The organism is Spiroplasma sp. NBRC 100390, from assembly GCF_001886495.1.
Taxonomy (GTDB): Bacteria; Bacillota_I; Bacilli_A; order Mycoplasmatales; family Mycoplasmataceae; genus Spiroplasma.
Window position 1 is genome coordinate 535,408 of record NZ_CP018022.1, and the last position, 14,813, is coordinate 550,220.

Here is a 14,813-nt window from a genome sequence, read left to right on the forward strand (position 1 = left end):
GGATAAGGAAATGTAAAGTATGACATATGATGAAGAAACAGATGTAGTACAAAATAATAATACCTCGGGAGTTGGCCCAGAAGATGTTGAAAGTAAGACAATCGACGCATATAAAGAGGGCCATCGGAAAACAAGAAGTCGTGAACGGATTTCACGAAAAGAATTTAATTTACGATTTAAATCTTATTTTAAATCACGATTATTTCGTGATTATGGTTATATTACTTTTGCCGCATTTTTAGCAATGGTTAGTTATGATTATTTTATTGCCGCAACAACAAGTTACGGAATTATGCCAAGTGGAATTGGAGCGATTGCAAGGGGGGTTGCCGTTGCAATTTGGCCAAGCCAAGATCAACTGGCATTTCAAACAAGCATGTATTGAGTTTTTTTCTTTATTCTTAATTTACCATTATTTATTTTTGGAGTAATTAAAGTTGGGATTCGGTTTTCGATTCGAACAATTGTTTATATTGCATTACAAAATGGTTTTCACTTTGCTTTTGCTTACATCCCACTGATTAATCCACAAGAACTGTTTTTTATTACTAACTATAATAGTTTAAATGTTTTTAGTAATTATGGTGGAATGTATCAAATTTGATTATTTGTCTTTGCCGCCGTGGCTGGGATTTTAAACGGAATAGCTTATGGATTAGTTTATAAGGGTGGTGCTTCAACGGCTGGAACGGACTTTGTCTTAGCTTATTATTCTGTGAAAAAGAAAACATCAATTGCAAATTATAATCGCATTGTTAATTATATTATTGTTATTGTAATGTTAGCAATTCATACGGCACTGTTAAGTCGTAGTGAAATTACTAGTGTTTATTTCGGAAAAGATTGAGCAAGCCATCTTGATGCAATTAAAAAACTTGGTTTTAATATTGATGAAAATGGGTTGTATGGTCTTGATTTTGCAAGTCATAAAGCGAAATACTTCTTTGGACCAGTTTTATTTGCATCATACTTATTTGTAGTGGTTCAATCAATTACAATTGACATTATTTTCCCAAAATTTAAATATCGTAGTTTAATGATTATTACTTCAAAAGGGGATGCTGTTGTTTCGGGGTTACAGTATGTTCGTTATCCAAATGATATTGTTCGTATTCCTGCTCGTGATCATTATGAAGGAAATGATATCAATAATGAAGTAATTATTGTTTCAACATCTTTGTTAGAATATAAATGGGTCAAAGCCGCAATTGTTGTTTCTGATCCAGATGCTAAAATCTTATCGCATAAATTAGATAAGATTATTGCGAATTATAAAGTTGATAAATATTAATTATTTTCTAAAATTAAATTTAATCAAACAAAACTTTTTTGTAAAGTTTGATAGTCATGCTTAATGGTTTCAATCATATTATCAAGCATGACGTTTTTATTTAAACTAATATTAAAATTAAAAAAACTATCGTAGTTATCGATTCAACTATTTGTTGAAATGGTTGCTAATTGTAGTGACAATGTCTGGGCTGCAACTTTAATATTTGGAATTAAGTTAGTAGTCACCATATTATCGAAAATAAGTTTTTTTAAACTTGCAGTAATATTTGGATTAGTTTGATCATATCAAAAAAAATTATCAAAGGTTAAATTATTTTTATGATATTTATTTTTTCGATTAATTTCAAAATTATTATTTTGAAGTTGCGGTGTTGTGATTGTTAAAAATAAATAACGGTAGTATTGAATGTTATATGGCTTTGGTATTAAATTTGGTTGCAAGTTATCAACAACGGTTGTTGTTGCTTGACTAATAGAACCAATATTAAAGTTTAATTTTTGATATTGTCCAACCATAATTTTATCATTCACTTTAAATTCGTTAATTGGATAATGATTAGTGGGGGGGATTGTTCATGCTGTTGTAATGTCGCTAATTGTTAAACCGGGTATTATTTTGCTAAAAATATCATTATATAAGTTAATTAACAATTTAATGTCAATATTGTTTCTAATTTGTTGTGTTAAATGTTTTTGTTGTTTTTTAATAAAAATAATGAGAATAGTACTTGCTATAAAACAAAGTAACGCCACAATTCCAACTGGTAACAAAATGCTTTTTTTTAGTTGAAAATGAAAATCATATGTAACAACAAAGCTAAAAATAGCAAGAAATAAACTAACCATAATGAAAAGATAACAAAATAAATTAATTCATTGTCAAGTAACAATTTTATCTTTCTTTTTTGTAATTACTTTTTGATAAACATTATCAATTGTTGCTTCAATTTGTTTAATATTTTCTTCGTTAACCATTATAATCCTTTCATTATTAATAAATTATTTTTTCTTATCTTTATATATGATATTATAAAATCAACGAGAAAGAAAGGGAGAAATTAAAAAATGAAAGATTATAATTTAATTATTGGAAGTCATGTTAGTATGAACAAACAACAAGATTATTTGTTAGGTGCATTAACAGAAAGTTTAAATAATGATGCTAATGCGATGATGATCTATACTGGACCACCTCAAAACACGATTCGTGTTAATACTGATCATTTTTTTATTTCAGAATTTTATCAGCAATTAGAGGTACAACATTTTTCAATTGATAATGTTATTATTCATGCCCCATATATTATTAATTTAGGTAATACAACAAATCCTAGTACATTTGAAATTGCTGTTGAGTTCTTAAAAAAAGAAATTATTCGTGCTGATGAAATGGGAATTAAAACAATTGTTTTGCACCCAGGTAGTGCTGTTGGTGCTCCAGAACAAGTTGGTTTAGACCGAATTGTTGAAGGTTTAAACTTAGTGTTAAGTCCAAATCAAAAAGCAAAAATTGCTTTAGAGACAATGGCTGGAAAGGGTAGTGAATTAGGGACTAACTTTGAGCAATTAAAATATATTATTGATAATGTAACACTGAAGGATAAAATTGGGGTTTGTTGAGATACTTGTCATATGCATGATGCTGGTTATCAGTTTAAAGAAGACTTGGATGATATTATCAATCAATTTGACCAATTAATTGGTTTAGACCGTTTGTTATGTTTACATATTAATGATAGTAAAAATCCTTTGAATGCACATAAAGATCGACATGAGAACATTGGTTATGGTTATTTAGGATTTGAGACAATTTTAAAAATTATTTATCATCCAAAGTTAAATGGAATGATAAAAATTTTAGAAACACCATATGTTGGCGAAAAAGGAAAAGCTTTTGCACCATATAGAGCTGAAATTGCAATGATAAAGGCAAAACAGTTTACAGACCCGTTTCAAGTAAATGGTAAAGTAATAATAGATGTAGGAGAATAAAAAATGTCAGCAAAAAAAATTATCACCAATTTATATCTTGGTGACCGTCATAGTATTCCACAAGATGCAAACTTAGTAATTGGTTGTGCGGCTGAAATTTATCGTGAGCAAATTCAAAAGCACAATATTAAAAATGATAATCAAGAATTTATTTGAATTGATGACCAACATATTTATTTTAATTTTAAAGATTATCCAACTTTGCAAGAGTTAGATGTTAATGTTGTCATTCAAGCATTAAAAATTATTGATAATAATATTAAGACTAAAAAAATTTATGTTCATTGTATTTGGGGTGTTAATCGTAGTGCTTCAATTGTTTTTATGTACTTAGTTGCCAAAGGATATATTAATGATGATGATTTTGATAGTGCTTTAGAACAGTTTGAACGAATCTATCCATATATTAATCCAAATCCAGGATGATTTGATTTTTTACTTAATGAATTTCCTTATACGCATTTAATTTCAAATTAATGAAATAAAAATCTAAGTGAACATCACTTAGATTTTTATTTTATTAACGTTTGTCTTTACAACACTCACATTTCTTATTAACACAATCTGTGCAAGAAATACAAATTAAACAAGAACGACATCCTACTTTTGGTTTACTACAGGTACGACATGACATACAATCATGGTTTTTTGTGGGACAACATACATCCATTATTCTTCACCTCTATTTTCTTTACCACTTTTTAATTGTAACATAAATTATAACTTAGTTTTATTAGACTGATTTTTTTCTTGTCAGTCCCGATGATATTCATCAATAAGTAATTTTAATTCAGGAACAAGTTCTTCTTGTTTACATGATTTATAAATCTTACCTTTTTTAAAAATAATGCCACCGTTTTTTCCCCCAGCAATTCCAAGATCAGCTTGTTTTGCTTCACCAGGACCATTAACAACACAACCTAAGATGGCGATTTTTAATGGGAACTTCATATCTTTGCTATATTCTTCAATTTCCTTTACAACAGGAAAGAGATCATATTCAAGACGTCCACAAGTTGGACAAGCAATGACATCAACAACATTGTCATAAAGTCCAAGCGCATTTAACATTCGTTTTGCAACTTCAACTTCAGCAATTGGGTCGGTTGATAAACTAATCCGAATTGTATCACCAATACCATTAAAGAGAAGGGGCGATAATCCACTACATGACTTAATTGTTCCGGTATGATGGCTACCAGCTTCAGTAATTCCCAAATGGAGTGGATAGTTTCATTCTTGACTAGCTAAGGTATAAGCTTCAATTGCCATTAATGCTTCGGTTGCTTTTAACGATAAAATAATATCATAAAATCCTAAATTTTCTAAAATTTCAATATGACGTCGAGCACTTTCAATCATTGCTTTTGGAGTTCAACCGTATTTGTTGACTAGATCTAAAGGGAGACTCCCTGAGTTAACACCAATTCGAATTGGGATCTTTTTTTCTTGACATTTTGCAACAACTTTTTTGGTATTTTCAATACTGCCAATATTTCCGGGATTAATTCGAATTTTACTAATTCCAGCATCAGCTGCAATTAAAGCAAATTCATGGTTAAAGTGAATATCTGCCACTAAAGGACACGGAGCATGTTCAACAATTGTTTTTAGCGCTGCCGCATCATCTTTTCCTAATACTGCTACTCGAACAATTTCACAGCCTTCTTGATATAATTGGTTAATTTGAGCTAATGTAGCGTTAATATCATGTGTTTTTGTATTGGTCATTGATTGAATAACAACTTTATTTTGCCCACCAATTTGGACATTACCAACCATTACTTTTCTCGTGTTATTTCGTTTATTCATTGTTTAAACATTCCTTATCTTTGCAATAATATATTTATGTAAAAGTAGAACGGTAGGGGAGTTGGGTCTATCGGTAGGGGAGTTGAAAAAACCCAGTAAAATCAGGGTTTTTAAGTTTTACATAAATTATAATTATTGGATTATCCCTTTAGATAATTTCACAATAATCATACGACTAAAAGCAGATAAATTCAATATTAAAGTTAGTTTTTGTGTTATTCTGGTTCTTTTTGATCGTTTGTTCAAATTAATTATTTTAGATGTTGGCCGAAATAGAAGCATTATTAGGTATTTTAAATATCATTAAAACCCAGTAAAATCAGGGTTTTTTGTGTTATTCCAATTATATTCCAATTATATTCCATTTTTGTTCCAAATATGGAAAAAAATATAAAAAGTTAATTGAATATTGTTGAATTTTATTTTTTGAACTATATAATTATAAATGTCTAGAGAAGTATAAGAATTGTACATTTATTAATTATAATAAATAGCACAAGTTTAGCCCTATCAATATGACCATACTTTGTATTATATTTATCTTATACTTCATGGATACCCTAAAAAAACAATCTCACCCGGATTGTTTTTTCATTTCTATTTTAATTTTTGTTTTTTTAAATTGCATTTTATAAGAAAAAGAGTTATGATGTAGACATGAAAATAAATAATATACCTGTATATGCTAGAAATATGGTCTAGTGTTTCTACGTCTTACCATGGGAAAAAGACTCTATAGGTTAATGGTTTTGCTTTTTAAACATTAACCCTTCACATTTTAATTGAAAATAACGGGCTAATGTTTTTTATTTTTTAGAAATATTAAATTTAAAAAAGGAGCAAAGAAATGAAAAGGCTTTTACAAATTTTTGCAACAATTGTTGTTGTTGGAACATCTATTGTTAGTGTTGTTGCTTGTACAAAGAAATATATTTTTGATAGTAGCATTTGAGTCATCACTGATGGTGGAACCACAAGTGATCTTGCTTTTAACCAAGCAACATGAGAAGGTGCTAGTAAGTATGTTGTTTCAAGAGTAAACCCAACAACACCATTAGCACAATGAAAGAACTCAAAATGACGAGCAAGCTATTTTGAACCAGTTAGTCAAACTCCGGGAGATTTTAAAAGTGCTTATATTACTTCATCTATTGCTGGTGCAAAGACATTAGTGTTGCCTGGTTTTAATCATGGCAATACAATTGGTTGAGCAGCAGGTTTGGTTGATAATATTATTTATATTGATGGAAGTGGTCAAGGTGTTCATATTAACATGGAACCAAGTGGACCATTAGCAAAAAATATTATTGGCATTACTTATCAAGCAGAAGCGTCAGGGTTTTATGCGAGTTTAGCAACAAGTATTTATTTGAATGCGCATCAAAAAGAATATGATAATCAATTAAAAATTGGAAGTTATGGTGGAATGGATAATCCAATTGCCGTTTCAAATTATATGTGAGGGTTTTTAGTTGGTGCTGATGTTTTTAATGCAATTATTAATTCGGTGCCAGGCGAAAAAATGAATTATTTAAAAGATGAAATTTTAAAGCAGGTTCAAGTTATTAATAGCAATATTACTAATTTACAACCAGTTGCTAAAGTTCAAAACGTTTTAAATAAAAATGAATCATGGTTTTCACAATCGTTTCAAGCTGGGGATGGGAAAATTATTAGTGATGAATTATTATCTCGTGGTGCTAAAATTATTTTTCCTGTTGCTGGTGCACAAGTTCAAGATACTGTTAATCAAATTAGGATTAATAAAATTAATGCAAAGATTGTTGGCGTTGATACTGAACAATCAAAAATTTATGGTGAAGATATTGTTGTAACAAGTGCATTAAAACAAATTTCAACCTCAACTTTTGATACTTTAGAAAATATTTATTCATCAGAATGTGGTTATGATGCAAAAAATAATAATTGAAATGAAAATAATCGTACAAAAAATTGTTGAATTAATACTGACCAAAGTTCTATTGACCATCCATCATGAACGGGAATTGAAACAACAAAGTGAGTTAAAACAAACTTAGTTAATTTTTTGCATAATGTAACTGATGATCAAACAAAAAATACTTCGTTTGATAAAATGGTAAAAGTATTGCAACAAGCATATAAGGATGGAATTGATAATCATCCTCCCATTGGAATGAATACTTTTTCTAGTACACTTCAAAATACTTATGAAAATCAAACAACATTGAAACAATATTTATTAACAGCAATTGAAAATGCTCTATAGTTAAATAAAATAAAGTTAAACTTGACTTTAAATAAATTAGATTTGTTATATCAAATTATTTGTAATAAAATTAAAATTCTAATAATCATTTGTTAAAAGTATATCAATACTTTTTTTTATTTTTTTCAAGGATAATATTAATAAAGTAAATATTTTTATATTAAGGAGATTATATGATGAAAAAAATCTTAAATAATTTTTTATATAAAATACAAAATCATTATATTTTGTTAAATAATGATAATAATAGTTGAACACTTAACAGTCTTAAAAACAAAAGTTTAATAATGCCTTTGATATATGAATTAAATTATTAAAATTTTATTAAACATTATTTAGAAAAAGGAAGTAGACATAAAATGAGTAAATTAAATATAAGAATTTCATTTGAGAGAATATTAAAAATATTAGATGATAATAATAAAAAAGTGAAAGTAGAAAATGTTGTATGCAAAAATTAATAAGGGTATCTTTGTTGTTTTTAAAAAATAGATGAAATTAAAATCAATTATTTTAAGTTTCACTTTTTGTACAACAATAGTTTCTTCTAATATCGTTATCATTAATAATGTTTTTGTTCAGCATAATAAAATCAATGTTTTCGTTAAGCAAAATATTAATTGAAGTAATAGTAATATAGATCAGTTTATGTATTCTGGGGAAATATTGGGATATTTTATTTACAAATCTTCAGATATTAGTACTAATCCAATTGTTAAAAAATTGGAGCAAAATATTATTAAGAATAAAAACATAATTTATTCATCAAGTGCGAACACAGACGGTGTTAATATGCAAAACAAGAATGTATTTGAAACAGCATTGATAGCATCAATTGTTAATATTAGTATTTATGGAATGACTAGTTGATCAGAATTTTTTGCAGAAGCTTATTCAAAGTGAACAACAACACCAAATGAAATGAAAAATAAGAGTTGAGAAATTTTAAATAATTTTTTTACTATTATCTATCCAGAACTGCATAAAAACTATTTTGGAAAAAGACAAAATACATGACTAAATATTTTAAACTTTATGGATAATTTTCTTACAACTAATTCGGTAGTAGTTTATCAGACAACTTTAACGATGAAACCAACTGTTGTTGTCGATTTAAAATATGATGGATTATTTGGCTTTCAACAAATTATTCCTAATAATATGGCAATTGAAAGTAATAATTATACTTTTAATGCTCTTAAATCAGCTCTAGTAAAGTGACAAAATAGTAGTTATGATAGTATTAATCGATTTAGTCATAATCTAATCAATCAATATGTTATTAATTATGATAACAATAATTTAAGTAATGATCTAGCAATAATGATGAATGATTCATATACTAAAGCATCAGTTAAATCAGTTAATAGATATAATGAATTATTAAATTCTCTTCAGAAAGAATATTATTCATCTTTTCAAACATTAAGTCAATCGTTAAAAGAACATACTGATTTAGTTCAAGAAAGTAAGGCAAACAGTAGTACTATTATGTTAAAAGATTCTATTGATGCAATGGCAAAGTATTATGATTGAACAAATAATAAAATAATAACTTTTGAGGAGCAAATTTTAAATTTATTTAATTTAACAAATTATGTAACGGATAAAAATTTTAAGTATTATTTAAGAAGTTTTATTTTTACTCCAGATTATCCAATTCAAGGTCAACCAGAACAGACAATGGCGGTTACTGCAACAGCTGGGCAGGCGATAAGAAATGAAACTTTTCAATATTTTTTGGCAGTAGAGTTTGCTACTGTGTTATTTACAGGAGTTGCTTTTAATCAAGAGCGAGAAGGGGGGATAATATTAATCAAAATTATAAAATTGGTTGATGAAGTTCGCCAAACTCCTTTACAACATTAGATCATGAAATGGGACATGTGATTGATGGTTACTATGGAACAGAACGTGATTACCGTACAAATTTAAAAAAATATTTTAATAATTATATGAATAAACAAAAATTAAATGATTTTTATAATGGTAAAATTTTTGGATATCATCAAATAGAAGGGTATTTAAAAAATAACTTAAAATTAATTTTAATAATTGTTTTTACTATTATTACTTTTCCAGCTTTAATCATAAGTATTGTTTTCATATTTAAAAAAATTAAGAAAAAACGTTAATTGTTAATTATAATAGCATAATGACACAATTAAAAAATGCAAAAGGAATTAATAACATGAAAAAAATTAGACTACAACAACAAATTGTAATGTTTGAATTGTATTATTAGTAATTTTTGAATTAACAATTTGCGTTGAAGTAATTGTGTTAATTCTAAACTATATTTAAATGATAACTTAATCTTATCATAGGATTAATAAAAAAGCATCCTTAATTAAGGAGTGTAAAATTTTAACATAAGTAGCATCTTTCTATATCTGTTGTTTTATGTTATAATGTATTTGTTATTAAAAAACTATTTTAGAGGCCTATTTTTCATGAAAAAACAAGTATTAACATTAGCAGCCATTACTACGATTATTTTTGTCCCAGCTCAAGTTACGAGTTGTTTTTTTAAATTATCAACATTAGTTACAACAAGTGAGCGAAATGATAATTTTCAAACTGGTTTTGTTAGTTCTAAACAATTAATTAAAAAAGAAACGCAACCAATTCATACCTTTTTTGGTGATCCTTATCATTTGTATTCAATTTATAATGTTAAAAAAAGTACTGTTCAAAATGGGTTATGAAGTCCTGACAATAACTGACAATTTTATGGTGATTATAATAACCAGTTAAAATATTTTAATAACCAAACTAAAGTTAAAATTTGACGGGACGAAACTAATTATGCGCAACTAATTGTTGTTAATAAAGATATGCCATTAAAAAATGTTACTTACAAAATTGTTAATAAAGATAATGCTGATGTTGCTGCAAGTGCTAAGTTCTTAGGGTTTACTTATTCACAAAATCAAACTGCAAAAACATCACAATGAATAACAATTCCAACGAATCAACCGCAACGAGCACCTGATTCATTACGTTACGATAGTTTAGCAATTTTACCAATTCAAAGAGTACAACCACTTTGATTAACTTTTAAAAGTTTTGAAACAACAACCCCCGGTAATTATGATTTTGATATTGAAATTTATGCCGATGATACTTTGTTAACAACAAATACGGTAACAGTGGAAGTTGATTCGCGGTTATTAGTTAATGATAATTCTTTTGCTACGGGTGGTTCTTATTCACCATTTTCGGCTTCAGCTGCATATGGTGAAAAAAAGAATATGTTTATTAATATTGATGCAAAAAATGAAAATAATATTTTTATTAATAAAGATGCTGTTGTTCGTGGCTTAGATTTTTTATCAACAGAACATAAAAAATATATTGAAAAAGAATTATTAGATTTGCGAGCAGCAGGACAAACTTATGTAACAGGCAATGTTGATCAGTTTTATAGTGCTGATCAAGTTAATTATTATCGTGGTGGGGTAAATAATGGGCTAGTTAATTGATTTCAAACTGATGATAATTGTTCACCATTTTCAACATATTGTGATCAAAGCGTTAATAGCACCTGACAATTTGATTTTACTAATTTTAATAATTATTTTGAATATGCGGAAAGTTTAGGATTTACAAAAATTTGAGCTAATGCTTTTGGGAATAATTTTGATGATACCCAAGCCAATCCGTCTGGAACATTTCCACATTATGCTTTAAAAAAAGATGGGTCAAAAAAATTATTTTGAGATAAATTATATTATTATTCAAATCGTGGTCGCGATGCTCAAATTCAGTTTCTAAAAGCTTTTGCGGAAAATATTAAAGAGCACCATTGAGAAGGAAAAGTTTATATTATTTTTGATGAATTATCAACTAATGGGTTTAAATATTATTATGATTTATTTAAAGTAGTTGACCCTGACCATAGCATTTTTAAATTTCAATATTATGCCGGATGAAAATGAGCAACGGATTGAAATAATCCAGCGTGAGTTGGTGCTTTATATGGGAATGTTAAAAATGAATATACCATTGATGAATTAGTCTTAGAAGGATATAAAATTCAATCAAATTTATTTGGTGATAATTTACCAATTCCAACTTTGTTACAAAAAACGAAAGAATTAGCTGATTCGCGTCGTAAGAATGGTTTAACAACGGAAATGTATACAACACAATACACTTATCCGTCAAGTAATATTTTATTTGATTATGGTGAAAACTTATGGGGACCAATTTTTAGTTATGCATTAGGGTTAGATGGTTATGAAAAATGAGCATTTAATTATTGATTAACATGAACTGGAAAAGGGGAGAAAGCACTTTATACTAATCCCGATGAATTTGTTTATGGAGCACTAAATCAAGAAGAAAGTGTATATGGAATGCCTGTTGGGCAAAATTTTATGATTTATCCAGCACAATCAGATAGTTATCAATTTGTGTCTTCAGTACGATGAGAGTTAATGAAATATGCTGTTCAACAAGTGTGAAAAATGAACCAATTAAAAGAAGACCCAATTATTAGTCAAAAAATTACAGTATTATTAAATAATTTATTTTGACCAAAAAATCCAACACAAGGGGCACCAATTTGATTTGATCAGTATTATAAATTTGTGCGTGATTTTTATCCGCCAAAAACAACAAATAATGTTACAACAAGAGAGATGATTGAATTTTTACAAGCAATAGGAGATTTATAATAATGTGAAAAAATAAGAAATTTATTGCTAGTTTTGTTCTGTTACAATTATCACTGTTTTTTGTGCTCTTTTTTGTCATTTTTGCCAGCATTAATACTGTTATGATGCAAAATAACATAACAAAAATTAATGGTTTTCAAATTTTAAAAATAATAAATAATAATTATCATTCTGGATATGTTCCAGTCCCTGGTTTTGTTTATGTTATTATTTATGGTAGTTCAAATTCATTTGCTAATTTTAACTTTGGTTATTGATGAACTCTTAAATTTAGTTTGCTGTTTGCTTTATTTGTTGCTCCAATTTTATTAATAGTTGGTAGTGTGATGATGATAAAATACTTTGCAAGAACTAATCCTAACTTTTGTCAGTTTCTTGTAAAATGTTGAAACTTTTTTAGTTATAAACATGTCTTTATCTTTTTGGTTACTATTTCGTTAATTCCTAATTTAATTGCCCCATTTTTTAACAAACAAAATACTAACCAAGGTGATAAAGCAGTGATTCCTTTTGATCTAGCCCAAATTACAAAACCAACTTCTTCTGCGGTTTATTTAGGGGCTAATCAACAAAAATGAGCAACGATTCTGAATGCTACAGTTATCCAATATTTATTTCAATTTGATCAAACAGGGACTTTTAATCCATCGGAATTAATATTTCAATATTATAAGGAAAATAAATTAATTAATTTATCAACAATTAAAGATGGTGATTTTATTACGGTTATTGTTACTGGTCAGAATGATGCTAAAACAGTAATTAATCAATCTCAACCATTACAATATCAAGTTTTTAATAGCACTGTTGATTTAGCATCAATTACCACTTTACCACCAATTAACAAACAAGTTGGAGCTTTGGACGCGACAAAAGTAACCCAAGAAGAGATTAAAAATAGCTTAGGATTACCTGTTTTAACATTGTTGCAACAAAAGAATCCAGGGGTTAGCAAAGCTGATTTTGATATGACCGTTTATCAAAAAAAGGATGCTAATACTGAAATTAACACTATTAATATGAGTGATAAGCCAACAACTTTATATGTTATCATTACTGCTGATAGTCATAGTTTAATTTTAAAAGGGAAAACAGGATATTTAACAATTACTTTTCCATCAATTGGAAGCTCAAAAATTGATTTATCCATTATTAAAGTACTCCCTGACCAAGAAGTTCCAATTATGACAAATAATCCAAAACAGGTTTCGCATGATGAAATTATGCGTAATTTAAAACATATTATTGATCCAATTGTTTTACAGTTGTATCATAAAATAACAGCAAATGATTATATTTTTGAAATTTATGATAGTTTGGAAGCAACAACGCCAATTACAACGATTAATTTATCACAAGAATTAATGATTTATGTTCAAATAAAGAATAAGAATGATAGTCTAGTAGTTATTGGAAAAACAAATTATATTGCTGTTAAGTTATTGCATGCAACGAATGAAAAAACTAATTTGACAAAATTAGTTATGCTAACACCACTACAAGAAGGAATTAAAGCAAATGATGTTAGTCGGGTTACTCATGATGAAATCATATCTGGTTTAAAAGATCACCTTTTACATGATATACAAAAGATTAATTATGATGTTATTAGTAATGATTATAGTTATGAAATATATAATAGTCCTAATAAAAATGATATTGTAACAACTATTAATATGATTAAAAGTGGGGTTAAATTATATTTAAAAGTTTTTGCTAGCCAAACAAGTAATCAATTAATGGGAGAAAGTGATTTCTTAGTGGTATATTTTCCGGCAGCAATTGGATTGAAAACAACTTTAATAGATATTACAAGTTTAGAACAACCAACAATAGGGATTAGTGCTTCTGATCCGACCGCTGTAACATATCAAGAAATCTTTCAAACTATTAGGCCATTAATTTTAGCAACTTTAACAGGATTAAACCCCCAAACAATTCCGAGTGACTATACGTATCAAATTTATAATTCACGAAGTGCTTCAGATGTTGTAACAACTGTTGATATGAGTAAATCATATATTACTATTTTTGTTAAGATTACAGCATCGTCAACCTCAGACCACTGAGAAGGAATTAGCAATTATTTAAGTGTAAAATTTCCTTTAGCAACACAAGGGAAGAAAACAATTAGTACTATTGCTACAATTCAAGCTCCTAGTCAAGGGATTATTACAACGATTCCAAGCGGGGTAAAGCATGATGAAATCACACAAGTGTTAGATCCTAGTGTTTTAGTAGCAGTTCAAACAATTAACCCAAGTGTAACAACAAAAGATTTTACTTATGAAATTTATCGTGACCAAGCAGCAACAGAACCAATCATGTTAATTGATATGACAGTAGAAACAACCATTTTCTTAGTGATTAGAGCAACAGATGATAGTGTATTAATTAAAGATCAAAGCCAAATTATTGCTGTTAAATTTCCACCAGCAATTAAGGAACAAACAGATTTAATAAACTTAACAGCAATTGAAGCATTATCAAAAGGAATTAAAACAATCAACCCAACCGCTGTCACCCATCAAGAAATTTATGATGCTATTAAGGCTAATGTTTTAGCAGCGGTTAAATTTTTAGACCCAGCGGCAACTGACCAAGATTATACTTTTGAAATGTATAATTCACGAAGTGCTTCAGATGTTGTAACAACTGTTGATATGAGTAAAAGTTGAATTACATTATATTTTAAAGTTACAGCGGTTAAAAATAGTACAGAGTTAAAAGGGGTTACTAATTACTTACCAGTTAAATTCCCCTTAGCAATAACCTAAAAGGAGAAA

At 28.0% G+C, this 14,813-nt stretch carries 10 protein-coding genes and 1 riboswitch; of the genes, 8 read left to right on the forward strand and 2 right to left on the reverse strand.

Features of this window, described 5'->3' with window-relative positions; translation table 4 throughout:
• The first annotated feature begins 19 nt into the window (after positions 1 to 19).
• Complete coding sequence (locus S100390_RS02425) at positions 20 to 1,291, forward strand: YitT family protein (RefSeq protein ID WP_070406701.1); 1,272 nt, start codon at positions 20 to 22, stop codon at positions 1,289 to 1,291.
• Here the strand turns inward: S100390_RS02425 and S100390_RS02430 are convergent.
• Positions 1,288 to 2,268 carry a hypothetical protein gene (locus S100390_RS02430; protein WP_070406702.1) on the reverse strand — a complete coding sequence of 327 codons (981 nt, stop codon included), beginning with the start codon at positions 2,266 to 2,268 and terminating at the stop codon, positions 1,288 to 1,290. The genes S100390_RS02425 and S100390_RS02430 overlap by 4 nt on opposite strands.
• 90 nt (positions 2,269 to 2,358) lie before the next feature.
• Between S100390_RS02430 and S100390_RS02435 the strand changes: the two genes are divergently transcribed.
• Together S100390_RS02435 and S100390_RS02440 are read left to right on the forward strand one after the other, a co-directional pair.
• On the forward strand, positions 2,359 to 3,285 hold the full coding sequence (locus S100390_RS02435; protein ID WP_070406703.1) for a deoxyribonuclease IV: 927 nt from the start codon (positions 2,359 to 2,361) through the stop codon (positions 3,283 to 3,285).
• A 3-nt stretch (positions 3,286 to 3,288) separates the two neighbouring features.
• Positions 3,289 to 3,762, forward strand: a complete 474-nt coding sequence (locus S100390_RS02440; RefSeq protein WP_070406704.1) for a protein-tyrosine phosphatase family protein — start codon at positions 3,289 to 3,291, stop codon at positions 3,760 to 3,762.
• 240 nt (positions 3,763 to 4,002) lie between these two features.
• On the opposite strand, the gene ispG is transcribed toward S100390_RS02440, so the two are convergent.
• Positions 4,003 to 5,097 (reverse strand): flavodoxin-dependent (E)-4-hydroxy-3-methylbut-2-enyl-diphosphate synthase, encoded by a 1,095-nt coding sequence (ispG, locus tag S100390_RS02445; protein WP_070406705.1) that lies wholly within the window; start codon positions 5,095 to 5,097, stop codon positions 4,003 to 4,005.
• Between the two features lie 656 nt (positions 5,098 to 5,753).
• Positions 5,754 to 5,853: riboswitch (purine riboswitch) on the forward strand.
• Between the two features lie 91 nt (positions 5,854 to 5,944).
• Here ispG and S100390_RS02450 point away from each other — a divergent pair.
• The 5 genes from S100390_RS02450 to S100390_RS02470 all read left to right on the forward strand — a co-directional run bounded on the left by S100390_RS02450 (position 5,945) and on the right by S100390_RS02470 (position 14,804).
• Positions 5,945 to 7,345, forward strand: coding sequence for a BMP family ABC transporter substrate-binding protein (locus tag S100390_RS02450; protein ID WP_070406706.1), 1,401 nt, complete (start codon positions 5,945 to 5,947; stop codon positions 7,343 to 7,345).
• A gap of 492 nt (positions 7,346 to 7,837) precedes the next feature.
• Positions 7,838 to 9,214, forward strand: coding sequence for a hypothetical protein (locus S100390_RS02455; RefSeq protein ID WP_070406707.1), 1,377 nt, complete (start codon positions 7,838 to 7,840; stop codon positions 9,212 to 9,214).
• An 8-nt stretch (positions 9,215 to 9,222) separates the two neighbouring features.
• A complete protein-coding gene (locus S100390_RS02460; protein WP_156768775.1) occupies positions 9,223 to 9,480 on the forward strand; it encodes a hypothetical protein in 258 nt (85 codons plus the stop codon).
• A gap of 318 nt (positions 9,481 to 9,798) precedes the next feature.
• Complete coding sequence (locus tag S100390_RS02465) at positions 9,799 to 12,027, forward strand: glycoside hydrolase domain-containing protein (RefSeq protein ID WP_070406709.1); 2,229 nt, start codon at positions 9,799 to 9,801, stop codon at positions 12,025 to 12,027.
• 2 nt (positions 12,028 to 12,029) lie between these two features.
• Positions 12,030 to 14,804 (forward strand): hypothetical protein, encoded by a 2,775-nt coding sequence (locus tag S100390_RS02470; protein ID WP_070406710.1) that lies wholly within the window; start codon positions 12,030 to 12,032, stop codon positions 14,802 to 14,804.
• The last annotated feature ends 9 nt before the right edge of the window (positions 14,805 to 14,813 follow it).